The sequence below is a fragment of the Catellatospora vulcania genome (genome assembly GCF_009720385.1).
Lineage (GTDB): Bacteria > Actinomycetota > Actinomycetes > Mycobacteriales > Micromonosporaceae > Catellatospora > Catellatospora vulcania.
This window is the reverse complement of the sequence record NZ_ML769306.1, coordinates 13,614-36,651: the sequence shown is the minus strand read 5'-3', so window position 1 is coordinate 36,651 and position 23,038 is coordinate 13,614. Positions and strand designations below refer to the sequence as shown.

At 66.2% G+C, this 23,038-nt stretch carries 13 protein-coding genes, 1 tRNA gene and 2 pseudogenes; 10 read left to right on the top strand and 6 right to left on the bottom strand.

The features are described 5' to 3' along the window. Positions 1-5: 5 nt before the first annotated feature. From F6W97_RS13510 to F6W97_RS13495, 4 genes are all read left to right on the top strand, one after another. A complete protein-coding gene (locus tag F6W97_RS13510; protein ID WP_155370658.1) occupies positions 6-953 on the top strand; it encodes an ABC transporter substrate-binding protein in 948 nt (315 codons plus the stop codon). A 71-nt stretch (positions 954-1,024) separates the two neighbouring features. Beyond that, positions 1,025-1,894: an amino acid ABC transporter permease gene (locus tag F6W97_RS13505; RefSeq protein WP_155370657.1), complete on the top strand. Its 870-nt coding sequence runs from the start codon at positions 1,025-1,027 to the stop codon at positions 1,892-1,894. After that, the gene (locus F6W97_RS13500) at positions 1,891-2,652 is read left to right on the top strand and encodes an amino acid ABC transporter ATP-binding protein (RefSeq protein ID WP_155370656.1); all 762 of its coding nucleotides are present in this window, start codon (positions 1,891-1,893) and stop codon (positions 2,650-2,652) included. Before F6W97_RS13505 ends, F6W97_RS13500 begins: the two co-directional genes overlap by 4 nt. Further along, positions 2,649-3,797 (top strand): M20 family metallopeptidase, encoded by a 1,149-nt coding sequence (locus tag F6W97_RS13495; RefSeq protein ID WP_230686653.1) that lies wholly within the window; start codon positions 2,649-2,651, stop codon positions 3,795-3,797. The genes F6W97_RS13500 and F6W97_RS13495 overlap by 4 nt, the downstream gene beginning before the upstream one ends. Positions 3,798-3,983: 186 nt before the next feature. Here the strand turns inward: F6W97_RS13495 and F6W97_RS13490 are convergent, their stop codons facing one another. After that, positions 3,984-5,123 (bottom strand): TolB family protein, encoded by a 1,140-nt coding sequence (locus F6W97_RS13490; protein ID WP_155370655.1) that lies wholly within the window; start codon positions 5,121-5,123, stop codon positions 3,984-3,986. A 309-nt stretch (positions 5,124-5,432) separates the two neighbouring features. On the opposite strand from F6W97_RS13490, the gene F6W97_RS41525 reads away from it, so the two are divergent. Together F6W97_RS41525 and F6W97_RS41385 are read left to right on the top strand one after the other, a co-directional pair. Beyond that, positions 5,433-5,807: a hypothetical protein gene (locus F6W97_RS41525; protein ID WP_155370653.1), complete on the top strand. Its 375-nt coding sequence runs from the start codon at positions 5,433-5,435 to the stop codon at positions 5,805-5,807. After that, positions 5,804-5,992: a hypothetical protein gene (locus tag F6W97_RS41385; RefSeq protein ID WP_330164970.1), complete on the top strand. Its 189-nt coding sequence runs from the start codon at positions 5,804-5,806 to the stop codon at positions 5,990-5,992. Before F6W97_RS41525 ends, F6W97_RS41385 begins: the two co-directional genes overlap by 4 nt. Before the next feature lie 393 nt (positions 5,993-6,385). Here F6W97_RS41385 and F6W97_RS13475 read toward each other — a convergent pair whose 3' ends face one another. After that, the gene (locus tag F6W97_RS13475) at positions 6,386-7,354 is read right to left on the bottom strand and encodes a hypothetical protein (RefSeq protein ID WP_155370652.1); all 969 of its coding nucleotides are present in this window, start codon (positions 7,352-7,354) and stop codon (positions 6,386-6,388) included. A 664-nt stretch (positions 7,355-8,018) separates the two neighbouring features. Here F6W97_RS13475 and F6W97_RS13470 point away from each other — a divergent pair. Continuing rightward, positions 8,019-8,372: an HAD family hydrolase gene (locus tag F6W97_RS13470; protein WP_196279122.1), complete on the top strand. Its 354-nt coding sequence runs from the start codon at positions 8,019-8,021 to the stop codon at positions 8,370-8,372. Here the strand turns inward: F6W97_RS13470 and F6W97_RS13465 are convergent. Continuing rightward, entirely contained in the window at positions 8,369-9,331 is a 963-nt protein-coding gene (locus F6W97_RS13465) for a shikimate kinase (protein ID WP_155370649.1), read from the bottom strand. The genes F6W97_RS13470 and F6W97_RS13465 overlap by 4 nt on opposite strands. A 522-nt stretch (positions 9,332-9,853) precedes the next feature. On the opposite strand from F6W97_RS13465, the gene F6W97_RS13460 reads away from it, so the two are divergent. The 3 genes and pseudogenes from F6W97_RS13460 to F6W97_RS13450 all read left to right on the top strand — a co-directional run bounded on the left by F6W97_RS13460 (position 9,854) and on the right by F6W97_RS13450 (position 15,806). After that, a tRNA-Pro gene (locus F6W97_RS13460) sits at positions 9,854-9,927 on the top strand. Positions 9,928-11,271: 1,344 nt separating this feature from the next. Then, positions 11,272-11,532, top strand: a pseudogene (locus F6W97_RS13455) (transposase); the annotation flags it as partial. Between the two features lie 695 nt (positions 11,533-12,227). Next, the gene (locus F6W97_RS13450; protein ID WP_155370645.1) at positions 12,228-15,806 is read left to right on the top strand and encodes a hypothetical protein; all 3,579 of its coding nucleotides are present in this window, start codon (positions 12,228-12,230) and stop codon (positions 15,804-15,806) included. A 213-nt stretch (positions 15,807-16,019) separates the two neighbouring features. Here the strand turns inward: F6W97_RS13450 and F6W97_RS13445 are convergent. The 3 genes and pseudogenes from F6W97_RS13445 to F6W97_RS13435 all read right to left on the bottom strand — a co-directional run bounded on the left by F6W97_RS13445 (position 16,020) and on the right by F6W97_RS13435 (position 22,860). After that, positions 16,020-17,421: pseudogene (locus F6W97_RS13445) on the bottom strand (IS1380 family transposase). A gap of 210 nt (positions 17,422-17,631) precedes the next feature. Beyond that, complete coding sequence (locus tag F6W97_RS13440; RefSeq protein WP_230686652.1) at positions 17,632-21,288, bottom strand: AAA family ATPase; 3,657 nt, start codon at positions 21,286-21,288, stop codon at positions 17,632-17,634. Between the two features lie 597 nt (positions 21,289-21,885). Further along, positions 21,886-22,860 carry a hypothetical protein gene (locus F6W97_RS13435; protein ID WP_155370641.1) on the bottom strand — a complete coding sequence of 325 codons (975 nt, stop codon included), beginning with the start codon at positions 22,858-22,860 and terminating at the stop codon, positions 21,886-21,888. Positions 22,861-23,038 lie beyond the last annotated feature (178 nt).

Sequence of the window (23,038 nt, the reverse complement as noted above, 5' to 3'; positions counted from 1 at the left end):
ACTTCATGCGTTCGCGCCGTTTCGCCCTGTCCAGCGCCGCGCTCGCGGCCGTCGCGCTCACCGCGGCCGCCTGCGCCACCGACACCCCCGCCACCGGTGACTCCCCGGCGGCCGCGACCGTCACCGTCGCCATCACCGGCGTCGGCGACGTCACCACCGACGCCAAAGTCGCCGCCAAGCTGCCCGCCGACTTCCGCGGCAAGGCCGCCGTCACCATCGCCACCAACGCCCCGTACGAGCCGTTCATCGACTTCAAGACCGAAGGCAACACCACCGAGTTCAAGGGCCTGGACCACGACGTGCTCACCGCCGCCGCGGCCCGCCTGGGCCTGAAGGCGCAGTGGAGCCAGCAGCCCTTCGACGGCCTCGTGCCCGGCCTGCAGGCAGGCAAGTACGACGCCATCGCCGGTGGCATCACCGACAAGAAGGAGCGCCAGCAGGTCGCCACCTTCGTCGACTACTCCGCGTCCGGCACCGGGTTCCTCGTCCTCAAGGGCAACCCCCTGGCGATCAACGACGTGACCGGCCTGTGCGGGCGCACGGTCGGGGTGCAGAAGGCCAGCAACCAGGCCAAGCACCTGACCGCCTACAGCAAGGACAGCTGCGCCGGCAAGGCGATCACCATCAAGGAGTACCCGGAGAACCCGCAGGCCGTGCAGGCCCTGCTCGCCGGCGCCGTCGAAGCGGTCGCCGCGACCCGGGTCAACCTCGCCGACACCGAGGCGCAGCTCAAGGACAAGGTGCAGCTGGCCGCCGACCCGCAGAACCCCAACGGCTGGCTGGCCAGCCCCAACGGCTTCGGCTTCCTCAAGTCGCGCGCAGACCTGGCGCAGGCGTTCCAGGCCGCGGTGCAGTCCCTGATCGACGACGGCACCTACGCCAAGATCCTCGACCAGTACGGGCAGAAGGAGATCGGCCTGGCCACGGCGACCATCGACCAGGCCATCGACTGACCGCGCCCACCGGCACGTGACGGGCGCGCCCAGCGCCCGTCACGTGCCACTGACACGAGGGACCCCACCCCATGACGCAAGACACCCATCCCCCGATCAAAGCCGTTCCCGTCCGCCACTACGGACGCTGGCTGGCCGCACTGGCCGTGGCCCTGCTGGCCTACCAGATCTTCTCCGCGCTGGTGCGCAGCCCCAACCTCGAACCCGACATCATCGCCGACTACCTGTTCAAAGACTTCGTCCTCGAAGGCGTGCGCACCACACTGCTGCTGACCGCCATCGCCATGGTGCTCGGCACCGCCGGCGGCGTCCTGCTGGCCGTCATGCGCCTGTCGGCGAACCCGGTCCTGCGGTTCACCGCCGCCGCATTCGTATGGTTCTTCCGCGGCACACCACTGCTGGTGCAGATCGTGTTCTTCGGCTTCCTCGGCGCCCTGCTGCCGCGCCTGACGATCACCGTGCCGTTCACCGACATCGCGATCTTCGACCAGCCCACCAACGCCGTCATGGTCGGCATCGTGCCCGCGGTACTGGCGCTGTCGCTCAACGAGATGGCGTACGCCGCCGAGATCGTCCGCGGCGGCATCCTCGCCGTCGACAGCGGCCAGACCGAGGCCGCACACGCCCTGGGCATGAAACCCGCACTGACCATGCGACGCATCATCCTGCCGCAGGCGATGCGGGTGATCGCACCGCCCATGGGCAACGAGGTCATCACCATGCTCAAGTCCACCGCCCTGGTGTCGGTCATCGCCGGACGCGACCTGATGACCGCCGTGCAGACCGTCTACGCCCAGAACTACAAGGTGATCCCGCTCCTGGCCGTCGCCGCGATCTGGTACCTGGCCATGGTCAGCGTCCTGTCGCTGGCCCAGTACTTCGTCGAGCGCCGCTTCGGCCGCGGACACCAGGCAACACAGCGGGGAGGCATGTTCCGATGACCGCCATGATCAAAGCGGAGAACGTCCGCAAGAGCTTCGGCAACCTCGAAGTACTACGCGGCATCGACCTGCAGGTCGCCCCCGGCGAGGTCAGCTGCCTGCTCGGCCCGTCCGGCTCCGGCAAGTCCACCTTCCTGCGCTGCGTCAACCACCTCGAATCCGTCACCGCCGGGCAGCTGTGGGTCGACGGCGAACTCGTCGGCTACCGCCGGCGCGGCGACCGCCTGTTCGAACTACGCGAACGCGAGATCGCACACCGCCGCCGCGACATCGGCATGGTCTTCCAGCGCTTCAACCTCTTCCCGCACCTGACCGCCCTCGGCAACATCACCGAAGCACCGGTCAACGTGCTCAAAGAGCCCCGCGCCGCCGCCCGGGAACGAGCCATGCAACTGCTCGAACGGGTGGGCCTGGCCGACAAGGCCGACGCCTACCCGGCCATGCTCTCCGGCGGCCAGCAGCAACGCGTCGCCATCGCCCGCGCCCTGGCCATGCGGCCCAAACTCATGCTGTTCGACGAACCCACCTCCGCCCTGGACCCCGAACTCGTCGGCGAAGTCCTCGACGTGATGCGCGGCCTGGCCGAAGACGGCATGACCATGATGGTCGTCACCCACGAGATGGGCTTCGCCCGCGAAGTCGCCGACACCGTCGTGTTCATGGACGCCGGCGTCGTCGTCGAATCCGGCACACCCGACCAGGTGCTCGGCGACCCGCAGCACGACCGGACCCGCGCGTTCCTGGCCAAGGTCCTGTGAACGCCCGCAAGCTGCGCGAGACGGCCGCCGAGCGCTACCCGGCATTTCTCGCCAGGCTCGCCGAACTCGTCGAGATCGACTGTGGCTCCCGGCAGGTCGCGGGCCTGCGCAAGGTCGCTTCCCGGTTCGCCGGCTACGCAGCGGAAGCAGGACTCGACGTCACCCTCGTGCCGATCTGCGACGAGACCACGGTCCCGCTCGGCGACGCCGTGGTGGCCCGGCTGCCCGGCCGAGGCACCCGGCGCATCCTGCTCGCCGCACACCTGGACACGGTATTCCCACCGGGCACAGCCGCGGCCCGCCCGCTCACCGTCGACGGCGCCACCGGCCGGGCATACGGGCCCGGTGTCTGCGACGACAAGGCCGGCCTGCTGGCCGGCCTCGCCGCGATCGAGACCCTGATCCGGCTCGGCGACCGCAGCTTCGGCGAACTCGTCGTGGTCGCCACGCCGGACGAGGAGATCGGCTCCATCGGCAGCCGCACACTGCTGGCCGAGCTCGCCGCGCAAGCCGACGCGATCCTGTGCCTGGAATGCGCCCGAGACAACGGCGACCTCGTCTCGGCCCGCAAAGGCGTCGCCGACGTCGAGATCGACCTGCACGGCCGGGCCGCGCACGCGGGCATCGAACCCGAACGCGGCGCCAACGCGGCCCTCGCCGCGGCACACCTCACCGTCGCGCTGCAGAACCTCGACGGCGTCAACGTCGGCATCCTGCGGGCCGGCACCCGGCCCAACGTCGTGGCCGACCACGCCCGCCTCGTCGCCGACGTGCGCGCCACCGAGCCCGCCGCCTACCGGGCGGCCCTGTCCGACATCGCCCGGCTGGTCGGCGACACGGTCGTCGACGGGGTCACCGCCACCATGCGGGTGGTGGCGCCGACGCCGCCATGGGCCGGTGGCCCCGGCACGGCCCAGCTGCTGCGTGCTGCCGAGGACGTCGGCAGGCAGCTCGGTATCACGGTCACGCACGCGGCGACCGGTGGATGCGCCGACGCGAACCTGCTGGCCGAATCAGGCGTACCGGTTCTCGACGGTCTGGGCCCGGTGGGCGGCGGCGACCACGGTCCCGAGGAGTGGCTCGACCTCAACTCGGTCGCGCCCCGCGTCGCGCTGCTGGCGGGTCTGATCTCCCGCATCTGCTGACCCCCGGGTGGTGCCCCCCTGCCTGCGCACTCAGGCATGGGGGCGCACCCGGCCAGCCCACTGCTCGGCGTCAGCGGTGACGGCTCATGTCTGCGCCTTGCCGCCGCCGGACGCACACCGAGCGTGCACGGCCGTACTTCGCGCACGCGGCCAGGTCGATGTTCTGGTTCGGGGACGCCTCGGCGGTCAGGCGGCGTCGATCACTCTCAGTCGGGTGTGTTCGGTGTCGCCCGACTCGAATACCGCGGCGATCTTCTTGCCGTCCGGGGAGACGGTCACCCCCAGCCCTTTCCCGGCCGATACCGAAGTCACCTCGCCTGACTGCAGGTCCACCCGCCAGATGCCGTCCTGCGACTTCCACTGCGTGGCCACCAGCAGGCTCCGGTCGTCCGGTGTGATCACCGCGGCCAAGGGCGGGCCGAAGCCCTTCACCACCGACCTCGGCTGGTCGACGCCGGGCGTCCACCGGTAGAGGTTCCACGGATGACGGGTCCGGGAGCCGCCCGACTCGCCCTGCGAGGTGGGGGAGGCGAAAATCAGCAGACTTTTGCCGTCCTTACGCAGGACCGGGAGGTTGGCCTGGCCGTCTGCCGTGCAATCGGCCGCCGCCTCACTGAACCAGGCAGAGTCGATCACCCAGCGGTGACCGTCGAAGGTCACCGGATCCGGGATCCGCTCGGCGCCGTTGCGGGTGAACCGCGCGATGCCGACGCAGATCGCGTCGCTGTGCGAGACGTATCCCTCCTGCAGCCCCGGTGCCCAGGTGACCTGGTTCGCCATGTTACTGAGCCTCACGAGCGGCTCGACCTTCGCCGTCGACGGCTCGTACGCCACCAGATCGAAGTAGTCCTGCCGCGGATCCTCCATGAGGCACAGTCGCTCGATCCCCAGGCGGCCGTCCGGCAGCGCCTGCAGACGCTGGTAGCCGGTGACCCGGCAACCGGGCTGGTCAGGCAGGTTGAGCCGCTCGGCCTTGCCCGCCTGCCTGGTACGCCAGACCTCCTCGCGCGGACCCAACGTCGGATCGTCGCGCAGTACGTAGATCCAGCCGTCGGCGAGCCAGACCGGGCTGCTCAGCGCACCCTGCGGGGCGTCGATCGGGGATCCCGACGGGGTGGCGGGAGCCAGGAACTGCCAGATCCCGCCCGTACACGCCGTCATCGCATACATCGCCATGACGGCACACACCGTCATGAGCAGTCGCCTTCTCGCCACCAACGGTCCTTCAGCCGGTTCCAGCATCGTGTAGGCCACCCGGAGTCCACGAACAGACTCGGCGGTACCTCGAGCATGCTGAACGGGGGTCGCAGGTGACGCGCCCCGCATGGTCTGCCTGGCCCCGCCGACCGCTTGGCCGCCCAGATCGGGCAGGCTCGTGCGGGCTCGGGTCCGGCACACCATGGGTGGCTTGGGCACCGACGTTAACGCATCGGGTCGCCCGGCGACGGTCTGCCGATGAACGCGCACAGGACGTTCACGAATCGGCCACTACCGCTGGCCGACCAGCCGCGCTGTGCCCTCAGGCCGTGGCGCGATCCAAGGCGCCGTCGTCGTTTCGACCGTCCTCGGCAGAATGTTCGTCGTCCGTGGAACAGGTGATACCCGATGCTCGTTGTCGCGGTGCCATCCGAAGCGATGGTGGACGGTTCCGTATACGGGCGGGCGAGCAGGTGCGCGAACTGCTCCCAGAAGGTTTCGCTGTGCGGCCTGGGCCGCAGCAGCGACAGCCCGAGCAGGTCCAACCGCTTCTACGACTGGGCCTGGGCCACCGTCCTCGACGAGGGAGAAGGCTGCCACAGTCTGTTCGCGCGCTGCGGCAGCGTCGGACAGCTGGCCTGTCACCTGTGCTGTAGCCCGGCACCGGTGCCACTGCTGCGCCTGGTCACCGTCGCCGGCAGCAGATGGTCAGTGGAGGAGGCGTTCCAGACCGCGAAAAGGCAGGTCGGGCTCGACCAGTTAGCAGTGCCGCGGCTGGACCGCCTGGCACCGGTTTCACGCTCCTGGCGATGATCGCCCTCGCGGTCCTGACCGTCGCTGCCACCACCGAACGAGCCGCGCCGAGTCGCTGGTCAGCGCTGGAGGGCCTGGACGGCGCTCTTCTCGGTATCGCCGTGACCACCGGCTACGCCGCCTACCAGGACTGGCCTGCGGTCGTACCACTATGGGCGACCCTCGGGGCATGGCGACCACGCTGATCATCGGCGGCTGAGCCGGGGTGTACCCGGCCTGGCGAGCGGCCCGCCTCTCACCCACCGAAGCACTCACCGCACCGTGAAAGATCGGATGCTCCAATGCGAACGTCCGCGGTTCGAAGCGACGTTCGCCTCACCTCCCAGCAGACCTCGCTCTGCTCCGCGGATTCGCAAATCCTTGATTCCGTGAAGCGCCAGTCGTGATCGTCGATGGAATGTCGCTCTCGGCGTCCCCGGGACAGGTCGGCCATGGATATCAGACCGGGGACGCCAACAGCACACGTGGGCCCGCCGGGGCCTGGCCGACCTGCACCTCCCGGGTGGAGATGGCCGTGGCGGAGAACATGCTGCAGCCCCTGACCTGTGCGGCAAGGGCTGCAGCATGTGGTGACGCGGTCAGTCGCAGATGTTGAGCCACTCGCAGAGGGCAGTCAGCACCGAGGCGACCGAGAAGTCGGCCAGGGCGCCGAGGCCGACGATGAAGGCCAGCGCCTGAGGCGCGGTGACCACCCCGGTCGCCGCGATGGAGACCACGATCGGGGTGGTCGGGGTCAGCAGCGCCAGCCCGACAGCGCCGATACCGACCAGGATGGCCGCGGCGGAGTAGAGGCCGATCTGGCAGACGATGCACCGCCAGTCAGCTGTTACGGTCGCTTCGGCGCCGCCGGCCAGCGCCTGCATCAGCGGCTTGTGGGACCGGAAAAAGTTGTTGAAACCGGTGTAGTCCTCGATGTGCAGCGGGTACCCGGCATCGGTGAACGTACGTGCGGGATCGGCGATCAGCATGGCCCGGAACTGCGGATTCTTGGTCGCCTCGGAGAGCAGCAGGTTGGCGATGTCGTACTGCTGCGGGATGTGCGAGCCCGGCAGGTCGTTCAGCCACTTCAACTGCCAGGCCTGGTTGGCGGTGAACGGGTTGTTCAGCGGGTAGGCGCATACCGGTGAGCCGTCTTTGGTCTTGCTGTCCTGCAGGTCGATGCAGATCGGGGTGCTGTCGGCCGAGCCCAGGGTGAAGTTCGTGGACGATCGGTTCAGCACGTCATACCAGATCTGGGCCGCGCCGCCGGAGACATAAGGCTTGACCACGAGCGGCTGCTTGGCTGAAGGGCGCGTCAGCGCCATCACCTGCTTGCCGATCGTCATGGTGAACGTCCGGTAGGTGACCAGCCGCAAGCCGGTCGCTTCGTCGCCTCGGGTCTCGGTCGTCTCCTCCATCGTCCACACCTGGCGGTCGTGGTGGCTGGCCGCGGGCTTGCAGACCACAGTGGTGAGAGAGGTGCCCGAACCGGAGACGGTCAGCACCGGCTGCTCGGTCGAGTTCGGCACCACGCAGGTGGCGATTTGAACGCTGCTTCGCTTGGTCAAGGGATATTCCTCTCTGGACCGGCTCCGGGACGAGCCACACCCAGATATATGTACCATTTGCGCGAGGTGAGGCTATTCATCCCGAGGTGGCCGGTCATGAGTGAATGCTCACGGCTAGGGCCGTGACGTGTGAGGACGCCGAGCTCGGGCCAAGCGTGGCGTGCGCAGGCCGGCCATCGGGTCGTGACTTCGGTGAGCGAGCCGGTGGGTCGTCCGCCTTCCGTACCTGTACTGGTGAACGGACTGCCCGCGGTCGACGGCTGCAACGAGTATGGTCTTCACCCGCGCCGTCGCCCGTCTGATCGACAGCCGACGGCCGCCACATGAAGATCCGCCGGGTCGGTACCGCACCCTGCATGAGATGGTCGGTCTGCCAGATGCGCGGTGGCCACGGCCACCGCCGCAGTGACGGTTGGGCGCGGGTCGGTCAGTCGCAGCACCCTTCAAAACCTCAAGCCGCCCGACTCGCCGTGAGCTCGCGCAGGCGGGCGGTGTCGCGTCTCGCTCGGTCGGCGACCGCAGCGCGTTGCCCACCGCCGGGCCGCTCCAGGGTTCGCCCCGGGCGGCTGCTGCAGGGATGCTGCAGGGACCCCGATTTGTCATCCAGCCGGTGTCCGAGGCGGTAGGCGACTTCGCGGAGGTGACCTGGCACGGGTGCCGGGGCTTGGTCGAGCTGGCCCGGCAACGCGTGACGAAGGCCAGCGCGCCGGCTGAGACGGCCGCCGAGCTCAATGTTGGCGCGGGCGGACTGGGCCATGAGCTGCTGTGTTCGGTGACCTGCCCGACGATGGGTCGATGTTGCGGTGGGGGACGGTCGGTTGCGGTGGCCAACGCCCATACGGTGGTGCGCGCCGTGGCCAAGAAAGTCACTTTGCCCGACGTCGAGGATGGCACGGCGTTGTATCTCGAACGGCTGCTGTCAGCCGCCCTGACGCGGCCGACGTCGGCAAGCGGGTGCCTGCCCTCGGCTGCGAACGCCGCCGGCCGTGGCGCGAGCGGCTCTGCGGCGGCGGGTTAGCCATCGAGACCGAACGCCCTGGCGACCTGCTGGACGAAGTCGTCTTCACCGGTCCCGACATCTGCTGCCAGTGCGGTCAGGGCGAGCTGGGTGGTCTGCCGGGCAAGCCGGTCGGTGAACATGGCGTCGCGTTCGAGCAGGTTGTGCAGTGCGCGTTGCGGGTCACTGGTCTTGGCGATGAAGCCCCATGTCGTGCCGCCGCGGGAGTCGAAGACGTCCCGCCGGAACTGCGGGGACGGCAGCAGCCACACGGCGCGGCGCCGTTCGGCGAGCAGCGGCTGTACGAAGTCAGGCAGGAGCCTGAATCCTTCTGCGACCACCGGCTGGGCGGTCGAGAGGTTCAGCAGGTCGGAGATGATCTGATCGAAGCCTTCGCCGTGGTACCAGTGGAAGGTTTCGAGCATATCGGCCGGGGCGCGGTTGACCCACCGGTCGTTCATGTCCATGTCGGCGAACTTACGCAGGTACGGGGCGGTCTCGGCCGGCATGCGGCGGGCGTGTTCAGGCATGGCCGCGTCGGTGTCGTAGACGCTCAGGCCGTACTGGTCGGCCAGTCGCCGGGCAACAGTCGACTTGCCCGAGCCGCTGCCGCCACCTATCCAGTACACGTGCGCCAGCCGCTGCGGCAGCGTCTTGCTGCCGGCGGGTTGGTTGCGTGCAGAGTGCAGAGTGTCGCCTCGCAGCTTGGTTTGCCGGCCGAGGATGCTGCCGCTTCCCTGGCGGCGCGTGGACGGGTCGAGACCAGCGTACCGGCGGGCGGCGTTGCGCCAGGTGCAGTCGATGACGCGTATGTTGTCGGCTGACGTCGGGCAGCCACGCGACGCTGCAGCTATCTGGTCCCGATAGCTGCCGACGTCGTGCAGGCCAGCGATGTGACGCTGGGGGAGGCTTGCCGGATCTTCGGGGCTGATCGGTGACGACCAGAGGACAGACGCATCGTCGGCTTCCAGGGCCACCATGCAGGCGTTCCGGGTAGTTCGACAGAACGACGGTGTACCCCGCTGTGCGCGCCGTGGAGGCGAGCCCGCTTCACAGGTCTTTTGATGCAGGAGGTCGGCATGGTGCGGAAGTAGCGCGACATCACCGCCACGCACTGGGGTGGCCACCACGACCTTCACGTCCAGGCCATTCGGCCGATCTGCGCCCCCGCCCCGCGGCCGTCCGTGTCTACGGCGTGCCGGGGGAAGCGGGGATCGCGAGCGGAAGCAGAGGCGGTCTCTGGGCAGATGCCGAACGGCGCTGATCATCTCGTGTGTGGCCTGTCGGCCTTTACGACCCTAAACGGGCGCTTCCGCCCCCTGGCCGGAGTCGGTGGCCTCTTGATGGCACGTCGGTTAGGTAGGTTCCTAGGATGCTCTAGACAATGCAGGCTGAATCACCCAGCAAAAGCCGCATGAAACGGACACGGGGGCCGTGTGTGCTACCTCTGTCAGCGTGCGCTACGCTGTACGGGCTGCCGCGGTGAGAGATCAACACGGCAACGGGCTGTAGCGCAGCTTGGTAGCGCACTTGACTGGGGGTCAAGGGGTCGTCGGTTCGAATCCGGCCAGCCCGACAGAACGAAATAGCAGCTCGGGGGCGGTTTCTGCGAGAGCGGAAGCCGCCCCCGATGTTCTTCGAGACACGGTTTTTTACACGTACGAGCGTACGGTTTTGACGAACCCCGCCCACGGAACTTGGTGGTCCGAGCTGGCCAAGGCTTCTTTGATCTTGGTGTGGCCTGACGGATCTTGGGTACTACTCTCAGATACCCTGGTGGGCAGAGGAAATGGCCACGGAAGTCTTCATGATCATGCGCGCGGGACGTGCCGTCGGCCCGGTCCGGCGGCGATCAGAATCTCGGTCGTTTGTGGACTGTGGTGACACGCTCGAGGCACGTGCTCACGCCGTAACCGCAGGTCTTCGACGCCGCACAGGCTTGGAAGAGATGTGCCACTGGCCTTGACCGAGGTTTCTGGGATGTTAGGCGTTGTGGCCCAGGCATCTGGTGAGACAGCTCGTCCTCCCTGGGTGTCAACACCTCGGGAACCCGTGATGTGCGCTGGACCGCCGGCCGAGGTCGAGTCCACTGCTCGTGGACACCTTGACCCACCCGCGCCCAGGGCGGCGAAGACGCCGCGAGCGAGGCCAACGTCGGCATGGCCGACCACGGCGATGTCTGCGCGACCGGGCCGGAACGATCTGGCCGGGCGGGACTATGTACGGGAACCGGACGCCGGTCACCCGGCGGTAGTGGTCCACCGGTAGTGCGCAGGAGCGGGAGATAGCCGCGCCTGGGGGTGGGACAGCGCCCAGCTTGAACGCGGTCTGGGCAAGAGACCAGGTTCACGAACTACGTGCAGGGCACCGCGCGCCCCGCTGACTGAGCAGCTCGACACCCCGCTTCCGCACGTTCGTCGTGGATTGATCGCTGGCCGTGGTTGAGTACACCGCTCGTGGACACCTTGACCCACTGGGCCACGGGCGGCGAAGACGTCGCGAGCGAGTCCGACGGCGGCATAGCCGACCACGGCGACGGTCTGCACAGCCGGATCGGAACGATCTGGCCGGGTACGGCAGCGTACAGGAACCGGACGCTGGGCACCCAGCGGTAGTGGTACACCGGCAGCGCGGATGAGCGGGATGACAGCCGCGCCGTCTCGGCCAGGCTGGCGGTGAGCCGGACCAGGTCCAGCCCCGGGCCGAGTCGCACTCCGGCCCAGCCGCCTGCGGTGGCGTGGCCCGAAGATCGTCGGCTGGGTGGATGCCGGATTGGGCAGAAGAGTGTTCGCGACAATACCGCCGTCGCGCAGTCTCACGTCCGCTGTCTGGGCGCCTGCCGTCGAACTGCTCTGATCACACCGGGGGTAGGGACCTTCGGCCCTGACGGTCGATGACCTTGGCCGATTTCCTCCTTGGGGACCGCATCCGCTGCGCCAAGACCACCGGCCTCGGCCGCCTGCCGTCCCGTGTGTTCGCGATCAACGCCGTCTGGCTGGAACTCGCCCTCACCGGCCAAAACCTGCTCACCTGGGCCCAGCGCCTGCTCCTTAAAGGCGAACTCGCCCGAGCCAAACCACGACGGCCGTGCTTTCAGTTGCTACACGTCGCCGGCCGCATCACCCGCGGCGCGCGACGGGTCCACCGGCGCATCCACGCGACCTGGCCCTGGGCCGCCTAACTGGCCACCGCATTCGTCCGCCTCGCCGCGCTTCCCAGACCACTGACCGACCTGATCAAGCCCATTCATTCAGCGTCCCCGCGACCAGGCCACGGAGAAACCCGGCCGATGCCGGGCCATAAGCATGCCCGCCACCAGGCTCAATCGACAGACACCAGCAGGTTGGCCAACTCGGACCAAGATCCGAAACTTCATGAATGACCGAGGCTAACGGGATGCGCTTGGCGCGGCGTCCTCACGCTGCGACGTCATCATCAGGCGGTGGCTCGGGTGTTGCTCAACGTCCTTAGGCCTGTCAACTCCTGGCTTGGCGGAGCAACGGGTCGGTGCAGCGCGGACATTCGACGGCTTTGGCACGATCATGAGATGTAATCGGTCTTCGCAGTGCGGCGCATGACATTCTGTACAACGAGCGGCTGGTGCTGCTTGGGTGAGAGATGCTCTTGCGCGGTGCAAACACAGTGGTCAGAATGGCAGGATGTGCCCGCGTCCACGTTCTAGGTACCAGCGCATCGCTATCGCCACTCAGGAGTCGGGCAAGACCATCTCCGCATGCGTTGAGAGCTCACGAGATGCTGGCTGACGTTCGGCGACTCGAACAGAGATGGAGACAACTTAGACCACGTCATGCAGACGGCGGCAGGAACGCAGTAGCCGGGTTCCATTATCAATTCCAGGCTACCTTGCTGAGTACCGTGGTCCGGTTTCTCGAGAACAATGCGGCCGGTTCGTATTCCGTAGTAGCCGAATCCCTCTCGGATGTACGCGTAATCGGAAACCAGACCGTGATCGTCACGCAGATCAAGCGCCGACTCACGAGTCAATCCGTTGGTGCGGCCCTCGACGAGTTGTGGGACATCTACCGCCTTGCCGAGGACTTCGCGGAGCTTCGGCCACGCTTGCGGTTCCAACTTCAGGCGGCGGAGTCGGACACCAAGGTCGTCGAGGCGCAGGTGGGCAAGTGGCTCGCTCGACGTGTTATCGAGAATATTTCGACGCAGGAGGTCGAGGACTTCATAGCGGCCGTCTCAATCAACAAGATCGTAGATCCCGCTAGGGAACTACACGCGCTATTGCACGAGAGGTTAAGGGCGCCGGATCCCGTCGGACTTGCCCGCACGTGGCTGGCCCGTCTGATAGAGGCGAGTGAGAACGAGCACGGTTTCGCAAGTGTTGCGAGAGACATCTGGAATGACCTCGTAGGTCTCGACAACAACAAAAGGAGATCCGGCGACATTCAACTGTGGCGCGACGAGTTTTCTCCTCCACCGCAGACTGAGCCCGGAGCCTATCTTACTGGCCAACGGCCGATGATCTATCACCTTCGTGACGGTTATTTCGCGCCTCGCCCCGCAGTGCTTGACCGCGTCCGGCGGGAGTTCTGGGAGTGGCAGGAATCGCGACCGGCCTTCGTGGACAACACCGTAAAACTGCCGGTTTTCTGGCTGGCAGGCCGTTCGGGCGTGGGGAAGAGCGTACTTCTCTTGCAGCTTCTGGCGGACTTGCATGACCGTGGAATCGTGCGCGTGATTTGGCTTGGTAGCAATTCTGGGCTTCTGGGCCGAGCGATAGAGTGGGTTCAGCGCGCCGAGGAGTGTGACCCTGACTCGGATTTGTTGTCGGTGATCGCCATCGACGATCCCTACCAAGTCTCCTCTGTGGAAGCGTCAGCTCATTGGCACGATGCTCTCGCTCGCGTCGACGACCTGCGACAGCGGGGCGAAGGTGAGAGCCTTCCTCTCATTGTCTGCTGTGGGCCTACTGAGCAGGCTCTTAATTTGAGCAACGACTTCGTAGATGCACTAATCGTCAGGCAAAGTCTGGTGGCGAATGAGGCGGCGGAAGATTATGACCAGTTGAGAGAGTGGTTCGTCCGCCGAACCGGCCTTGAACTTAGTCGCGCACATTCTCCGAATATGCTTCTTGTTCAATTGTTCTTCGAGAAGCATCACGGATCGTCGCTCAAGGAGTTCGCTGCCCGGTTCCGAGCGCGGATTCGCTCGATGGACTCGGATGGCCAGGTGTTCGAGGTTGTCGCGAGAGTAATGGCGCTGAATAGGCTTTATGTCGGCTATCCAGCTCGCGCTTTCGAGGCGGTGCTGACGCCACGGCAGCGTGACGCGATGGCAGCCCTTCAAGCCGACGAGCACCTGGAGAATCGGGGTGCTGGCTCTCGGCAGGATACCTGGATATCTCACCCTCAGATCGCAAATTTGATGTACGACGTGTGGTTTCCGCCTGGAGTAGAAACCAACGTCCGGCGCGGCCACCTCTTAAGCGCCATCGCGGACTGTGATGCTTACGGAGAGGGTCCGGCCGGAGCCGCTGCGCCTTTGTGGGCGCTGTCCAGGGCTCTCGTTGACAGAACGGGCGACCTGAGCTCCAGGATTGCTGAGGATAACGTAGGTGATTTGCTCTATACCATATTCCAGAAGCGAGTCAGAGATAGAGGACTGCCGCTCGGCGACTTGCCGGTATGGCTTGAGATCGCTGCAAATCTGCCGTCGATCGAGTGGACGCCGCATCCGGCTACTCAAGCCGTTAACTGCCTCCGCGATGCTGACGTGACCTTGCCTGGGATCCGGCTGACCTGTCATAAGCTGCTTCAGCATTGGGCTAGCCTGACGGGCGTTGCCGATGGCATTGTCGATCTGCTCGGCAGAAGTCTTGCCTGGCACGAATTCCGGCCACTTGTGATCGATGCCTCGAAAAAGCTAAGGGATCCGCGGCTGGGTGCCGTAATTGAACACTGGCTCAGCGTTACCAGGTCTGGGAAGCTGATGATCGGCGACGTGCTAGCCGGCGCGGTGGGAAAGGTCGGCGGGAGTTCGCGCCTTCTCGACCGGTCCGCTGCTCTCTTGCAGAATGCGCCGCTGACGACCTCGTGGTGCGAGGTGGCGATCCTTCTACTTGAACGCGATACTGCTCGCTACCTGCGTTCGGTACTCGCTTGGCTGGAGGGCAATCGGGCACACCGCGAAATCGTGGTCCTGCTCGAGCGGCTATTGAAATATGCACCACATGACCCGGAGCTCGCGAAGTGGGCGTCGGAATGGTTGGCGTCTGACTCGTCGGACCGGAGTCACGTGGTAAGGCTATTGGCATCACGCTACGGGCGGGCCGATGTGGGAGTCTCATGGCTTCTTCGAAATTCTGAAGAACATCAGCAGTGGCCGAATATTTGGCAGGCGACCTGGGAGGCACAGGGCCGGGCGGACGACCTGACGGAGATAGGTCTTGCTTGGCTCGAAAGCTGTCCGGAGCATGCCATGTGGACGAAGGCGTGGAGAGTATTGTGGGATGCCCGATGCGACGCGCGCCGGCTTGCTGCGGTGGGTCAAAACTGGCTCCTGCGTGGATTCGGCTCTCATGCACTGCCCTCTGTTTGGGAACCACTCTGGGAAGCTGGTTCAGACAGAGGGGCACTCGCACCAATCGGTTTGTGCTGGCTCCAAGATAGTCCGACAGAATATCGGTGGCCGCATGTCTGGGAAGCGCTGCGGGAGGGTGACGTCGAGCTCTCGCGTATTAGAGAAATGGCTTTGGTGTGGCTTGAGGGCAACACGCTGGGGCGGCATGGCTGGCATTTTGTCTGGTCGCAGTGCCTCGGCCAGCCGCAAATGGTCGAACGGCTGCTCGTGGTAGCCCAGGATCAGTTGCACGCCTATGTGCGATCTCAAGACAATTCGATCATGGCGCGTTGGTCCCGTGTGTGGAGAGATTCGTGGGAGCGCAGTTTCACGGGAAGGGAGCGCCTGTCGGCTCTGGCGGGGGAGTGGCTCTCGTGTGCCAAAGTCAACAAAAACTGGTGTGCGGTAGCCGAAACTGTTTTGCGACACGGTGCTTCGAGCAAACTCGGGCATATCATCGCGGCCCGACTCGCCGAACTGTCACCGGACACCGTGCTGTGGGCGCAAGTCTGGCTGTTGGCTAAGCAATCTGGAGCGGAGGGAATCGACCTCAGCCGCAGCGGTTATGGATGGCTGTCGAGGAACCAGTTTAAGAGTCAATGGCTTAGAATGTGGAAGACGTTGTGGGACGAAGGGTACGAACTCGATGGCCTGTGGGGCATGGCCATCAATTTGCTTCGGAATCGTCCTGATCATAAGCGTTGGCACCATGTGTGGGCATGGCTTTGGGGTTCCACGGCGGACCATACCGAATTGAAGGAAATTGCTGACCATTGGCTGATGTATCCAAATGCTCGAGACTACTCGGGCCGAGACGTCATCGAGCAATTGCTGTCCTGCACGGACACAGCAGTATCGCATTGATGTTGATGGCTGGGGCGAACGGCTGTCATCGTCCTAATTCTATGGACGGATAACCGTCTTAGCCTCGGTCTTTCGCGAGCGATGGATCTTGCCTTGAGCCCCGTTGCATGACGATGGTGATCGATTCGTGCTGGTGGCGGGCACGTCGATGGCCCGGCTTGGTACCGGGGTTTCCCGTGTCCTGGTCGCGGAATCACTGGATGAATGGCTGGGTCAGGTCGCTGGTCTGGGGAGTACGGCCAGGCGGGCGAACGCGGTGGCCAGCTCGGATGCCCAGGGCCAGATCGCGGGATGCGCAGGCGGGCCCGTCGCGCGTCGCGGGTGATGCGGGCTGCGACGTGCAGCAACTGGTAGCGCAGTTGTCGTGGTTCGGCGCGGGCGAGTTCGCCTTCCAGCAGCAGTTGCTGGGCCCAGGTGGGCAGATCCTGGCTGGTCAGGGCGAGTTCGAGCCAGGCGGCGTTGATCGAGAACACGCGGGATGGGAACCGGCCCAGCCCGGTGGTCTTGCCGCAGCGGATCCGGTCCTCGACGCGGGCGTGGCCGCGGTGGCGGACCTCCAGGTACTGGATCGAGCCCGCGCTGACGGGGGTGTCGGTGGCGATGACCTGGTGGCGCCATCCTTCGACGGTGCCGAACAGGTCGAGCTGCGCGCCGGGGTGCGGGCGTTCGCGCCGGGCGATCAGCCGGGTCCCGGCTGGGTAGACGGCCAGGACCTCGGCGGCGACGAGGTGGGTGAGCTCGACGACCTGCGCGCCGTCGCGCAGCTCGCCGTCGGTGTCCAGGGCGTCGATCCAGGCGCTGGCGTGGACGAGGGCGTCGCGGATCGGCGCGGTGACGGGCACGCCCACCGAGAAGTAGGTCGACAGATCGTGTTGGCGCAGGTCGTGGATGTGGTGCAGGAATCCGGTGGTGTGGCCTGCGGCGTCGGTGCGCACGAGGATGTCGGTGCCGTGGCGGTGCGGGTCGGGGATCTGCGCCAAGGCCATGTTCGGGACAGCGATGTGGTCGGCGGCAGTGTTGGACCCGGCCCCGGCCGGGACGCAGCAGCCCGGCCAGGGCCTCGCGGGTGTTGTCCAGGAGGCACAGCAGCGGGTAGTAGCCGAAGGTCTTCTTCCACTTCGCGGTGGCTTGTTCCTTCTCCGAGTGGGCGATCACGATCGTGGCGTCGATGTCCAGGACCAGACCGGGCACGTCGCCGCCAGCGGCGGTGGAAGCCGGGAGGGCTCCGTGGGTCTCGCGCAGCTGCGCCCAGGCGACCTCGCGGGCGGCGGCGCGCCGCCCGCAGCCTGCTCAGCGCCGCGATGTCGATCATCTCCAGGACCCGCTATGCCGTCGGGTCCGAGGCGACCGGCCCGAACAGTTCGGGCTGGGCGCAGCACGCCCAGGTCGATGATCGCTCTGCCTCCGTCGGCGACCGACAGCGCCAGGTTGAGGGCGACCCGGCCCGCGTCGTGACCTCCCGAACGCTGTCCCGCGACCGCGAGGGGGACGCCGAAGCCGCTGGTCAGGCCGTGGCGTCGGCGAGGTCGGCCAGCAGCCGGGTCCCGGCCCGCCCGACCACACCGCGGCCGTCGCCCGTGACGACGAGCTTCGGAACCGACAAGGTAGTCTGCACACGGAGAGTGTCTCTCCTGCAGTGGTTCTGGACCCTAGACAAGTCCTATCGTTCCAGATGAGAGACGTTGTCGCTTTCAAGATCTACTATGTAGCCCGACGCTCGTGAAAGAGCGAGGCTAGCGTCTGATCCGCTGGCCCAACGCCAGGGAGCCTGGCGTGCGACGATGCGACCTGGTAGCGCTGCGTGCCTGGACGTGAGGGCTGTGCGTTACCGGCGCGGCAGTGCGGCCTTTTTCACGGGCCGACGACCCGCGCCGAGGGTTGACTCGGTGTCGGCGACCCCGAGGACCTCGGCAGCGAGTCTCGACCAATGCTGTGCGTCGGCGCCTCTCAGGTCCTCGGTCCACATGAGCACACCGTTGCGACCGCCGCCCGCTGTATGCGGGAGGAAACCGTTGTTGGCGTACCACGCCTGTTTCAGCTCCCATTTCCGGGCATAGTCCGGCAGGCCGAGCATTCCGGCGTGCTCCCAGATCACGGTACGGCCATCGGCGGTCGAGACGGTGAAATCGGGCAGCACCTCGCGGCCGTCATCGCCGGTGTAGGGCCTCTCGTACTCCCACCGTCCCGGAGCGAGCTTGTCCAGGATCCCGGCGATGATGACCTCGTTCTTGGAGGCCATAGGGATGCCGCTAGCGGACATGTGCATCAGCTTGTGGTCGTAGCGGCGGGTCTGGCCACGCTGTGTCAGGGATACGGGTTGCGGTGCGGTGAACAGGTCGGTAAGGCGGCGTGAAGTCTCCGAGCGCCACGGCTGTGCCAGTTCTCGCAAGTCTGCGAGGGTGCCTTCGTGGAGGATGACAACCCGGTCGCGCTGCCGGGTCAGCGCTGTGTACATGAGTTCCCGGGAGACAGCGGCGCGGGCGGGCAGTACCAGGAACGTCGTACCGAATTCTGACCCCTGGGACTTGTGGACTGTCACCGCCCAGGCTAGTTCGAGAGCAACGTCCTCACGGGACGTGGGCCGGTATCCGTACTGGAAACCGGGCTGTGAGGAGAATTCGACATCGAGGTTGAGCGCGGACTTAGGGAGCTTCTGTGTGGGGATCACGCGCCCGATGCCGACGCCGATCTCACCGTTGGCGACGTAGTCGAGCCCACCGACCTGTGGGTACGCCTTTTGGCGGCGGTTAACGGTCTGCATGACTTTGTCGCCGCGCACGATCAGTTCTGGCCCGATCGGCTTCGGGATGTTGGCGCCTAGCGACCGCTGCGCGAAACGGGTGTCCGAGGCCCGGTAGGTGCGTTTGACGTGCCGGTTGAGCTCGACCGTCCCGAACGCCCGCGACCGGGTCGGTGCAAGGATCTGCCACTTCTCGGCCCTCGGTCCTGCCCCCAGCTCCCAGTTGAGGTACTCGCCGTTGACGGTCGCGCCGTAAGTGAGGGCGAACGCCCATTCGGCATTAGGATGGCGAGCATCGAGGCCCAGTTCCTCCTGCATGACGTCAGTCAGCGCTTGGACCGCGGTCCGGCCGCCCCAAGGCACGTACCGGACCGTCGGGCGGTTCGGCTCAGCAGCGAGCTCGTCCCAAATGGCGTCGTCACCCGCCCCTCGCCCACCGTCGCCGAACCACGACGCAAGCTCCAGGTCGTGGCGGGTGTCGCGGCTGCCGTCGGGCAGCTGGCGTCGTGGGACCTGCAGCTCGACGTAGCCAGCGCCGACCCGGTGCCAGCTGATGAAGGTTTCAGGCCGCAGCTTGTTGACCAGATCGACGAAAGGGCGTCCGGCACCGATGGGCGGTAGTTGGCGCGGATCGCCGACGAGGATCATGCGCTTGACCCCGGTGAACGCGTCGAAGGTCGCGGCGAGCATCTCCTCGGTGAGCATTGATGCCTCGTCGATCACCACGAGGCCGAAGCCTCGGCGGGGCTTGCTCTCGCCTTGGACGAGGTAGCGGCCGGTCTCGCCGTCGTATCGGCTCGAGCTTGCCAGGAAGCTCGCCAGCGTCTTGGCCGGCCGACCCACCTTGGTCTCCAACTGCACCCTGGCCTTGCCCGTCGGCGCGAGCAGCAGCACCCCTCCGTCGGCGACGTCCGGGTAGTCCACCAAGGCTCTGAGCAGGGTCGTCTTGCCTGTGCCGGCGGGGCCGATAAGTACCGACAGCGCGGCGTCATGCAGGGCCGACAGCCCAGCGGCTTTCTCCGTGCGGGCGCGCTCCTCCAGCTCGTCTGCGGTCTCTGTGACGGCGTCCTGATCGCGGTCCAGCGCCGCGTCGAGCGCGGATCGGGCGTCGGTTAGCGCACCCAGTCCAGCTCGCTTCTCCTGGGCGCCGATCCAGTCACGGATGACTCGCGATGTCTCCTCGAATCGGGTGAGTTTGTACGCTGGAGACTCGTCGGCAAGCAGGACGCTGGTCAGCGGTGACCAGTCCGGCCAGTCGATGACGGAGTCGTGATCCAGATCCAGACCGGTAAGGAGGATCTCGGTGAGCGCTGGCGGCTGGCTGAGGTTCCGTGCGTTGGCAAGGTCGATCGCCTCGGCCTGCGGGACGACGGTGTCGCCCTGCGCGCCCTGACGCTCCAGCACATCAGTGAGGAGCGCTTCGATCCGGCGCCGGTCCAGGTGTTCCTCCAGCGCGACGCCGTCCACTGCCGGAGCCTTCCAGACGACGTGCGTGGGCGGAAAGAACGCGCGGTCGACGGTGGCGAACGGCACATGCTGGAGCATGCCGTAGGTGCAGGTTGCAGCGAAGTATGGATTCTCCAGCAGCTCCGTCACCGACAGCTCGACGTCGGTTTGGCCCGCCGTGAGCATCTTGACCTGTTCGGTCGTCACGTCGAACCCGGACAGCAGCCGCAACGCCCGCTGCCACTCGGCGGGCAGCTTGCTCCACACGCGGCCAACCAGCCGTGATAAGTGCTGCCGTAGCGGTACCGGAGCAGCGTTCGGGTCCGCGAGCCACCTTTCTAACGACGGCCAGGGGTCTTCCTGCCCGACCTGCTCCGTGACAGCGCGTGCCGCGACGTGTGGCTGGGTCACGCCGACGGTGGCCAGCACCGCCGCCAGGCCCGGCGCGGAACCGCGCACCTGCCAGAGGCGCTCGGTCTGCATGGCCAGCCAGTGCAGAGCGGCGTCAGGGATCTCAACACCTATCCGGCGCATGCCGAGGGCGGCGCGTTCCAGTGCGGCGAGCGCCTCGATCGCCGCGTCGTCCGACAGATGCTCGGTGACGTAGGAGAACTCCACACGGCGGCCTTCGGGCGCCCAGGCGAGCGCGGCGTCGATGTCCACGCCTTTGTCCAGCAGCGGGACAAGTTGCTGATAAGGCAGCAGGATGCCGTTGTTCATGTCGGGGCGTAGGCTGTGCTCGACCACCGTCTCCCACATGGACGACGAGAACGGCGGACTGCCGGTCTCGTTCCACACCGCCGGCAGCGTCACCTTCGTGATCATCGCCGCGCCAACAAGGAGCCGGTCATTACGCTGTTCCTGTAGCGGAGAGTGCTTGAGGTAGACGAACACCAGCGATTCGTCGGCGACGACTGGCTCGAAGAACGCGTCGATGACCGCGCGCTGGTTGCGCCCGTCCATCACCCAGGCCAGGTTGTCGAATCCGAGGATGGCGTCAACGCGGTCCTCAGCGGAAGCGTCGTACTTGGGGACGCGGTTTAGCGTGACGTCTTCGGCGAGGGTGGCCCGGTTCAGCCAGCGGAAGGGCACAGCTTCAAAGGCGAATCCGGGCAGTGAAACGGCGGTGGGATGGATACGGTCCTTGAGGGCATGGTGCCAGGAATAGGGATGAGTCTTGTTGATCGTGTAACCGACCGGTGACATGAATGTCGCCCGCTCGCTAAGGCACGGTAGGCGGTCTTGGTCGACGGTGTCGATGGCCGCCGAGGCGTTTGCAGCCTCGAATGCATCCACGCGCCGGGGCCCGATGTTGGTGAGCAGAGTGCACGATGAATTGCCTAGCGGGTCGTCGCAGATGAACTGGTCCCACGCGCGGTCCCGCCACGGGACTCTCATTGACAGGTGCTGGATACTGCTCACGGCTACTGATCTATCACGTTCGGCGTGAGTTCGCATCGGCTGACAGTGCCGGCCGTTGGTAGATGCCCGATCGGATGAAGCCGGACGGCGCCGTCGGCGCCAGGCGGGTCGGCCTACCAGCCGCTACGCCGTTCGACCAGGCGGTTGGCATCTTCAACGCCGGAGCTGGCCGATGTTGCCGCGGAGGTCGTTGACGTTCGGTCGTGCCTTTCCGGCGGCCATCGGTGGCGTGCGCAGGTCTCGGCGCGGACCGGCTGTCCGGCGGCTAACGTCCCATCCAACGGCACCATCCACGCTAGCGACATCTGGTACTCCGCCTTCGCCGGTGGCACCCGGCTGACGGCGACAGCCCGACAGCCTTCGGCTTCCCGGCGGGTCCCCTACTGCTGAAGGATCTTGAGGTGGTGGGCTACGGAAGACGGCTAGGTCCGCGCATAGGTGAAGTTTGGTCAATGTCGCAGGTGGTATGGCTTACGAAGTTCTTGGCGACCTCGACGCTGGGCCGCCGCGGCCGTCTGGCACTGTCAGCGCGTTGTCCACGAGGCGTTTCATGGCCTTCTCGACCTGCTGACGGCGGTCTCGCGTCGCCTGCGTGGCCGGTATTTCCGCGTGGCCGTGGTACCAGGCGTATCCGGCCAGCACGGCCTCCCATGCTGTGAGCGCGGTGGTGGCTGCCGAGCCAAGGGACATGGCGTCTGGCCGCCACGCCATTCTGCTGCCGTCAGCAGACATCAAGGCGTCGTCGCGCAACGACCAGGCGACACTGTGAGTCGGCGCGGACGTGAACCGATAGACCGCCGGGTGGTTGGTGAAGCGCTCGTTGATCAGTTGCATGACGTTCGGGCCGGTTGTGGTGACTTTCCCGTTCTCACCCCACTTCAGGCCACTCACCCGCCCATTGTTCGGGTTGACCACGGGGCGGATCCCCGACTGTTTGAGAAGGTTCGCCAGGTCCTGCTGGAACTGGAGTGCAGCCTTTCGCCCAGCCTGCACCGGAAGTTGTTGTATGACGTCGTCCATCAGAACCAGCTTCTCATCCGCGCTGTGGGTCAGCATGGCCGCGCCGCGAAGGAGCCTGGTCGCGCTATCCGCTCGCTCGTCGAGCAGGTGACGAAGCCGTGCCGCTCCCTCCAACGCTCCCCGGACCAGTGGCCAGTGCGCGGTCACGGGAAGCTCGTCGGCGTTCAGCAGGTTTGTCAACGCCCGCAGATGATCGGCGATGTTCATCGTGATCGAGTGGCCGGCGAGGGAGACATGGCGAAACAGATTGGTCAAAGGCTCCCGACGATGGGCAGGCTGCTGGCTGATGAACGCAAGGTCGTCGGCGTAGGGACAGCTGGGAATGTGCTTCTCCAGCAGTTCGTTGAGCGCTGAGTTGAACTCCCGCGTCTCGTCGAGCAGCGCAGCACGAGCGGCTGCGACAACGCCTCCACGCGTATGGGTCATGGTCTCCTCGATCGATGATGTAGATCGATGATGCACGGTTTTCTGACATAGCGCATCCGGGTTCCGAAGGTGCGCCTGTCCGGCGCCCTGCGGCGTATGCGCCTTCAGCCAGGCGAGTTCGACGCGGGCTGCGGTTGGCGTGTGGCTGAGGGGATATCAGCACGTCCCTGCCGGTCAA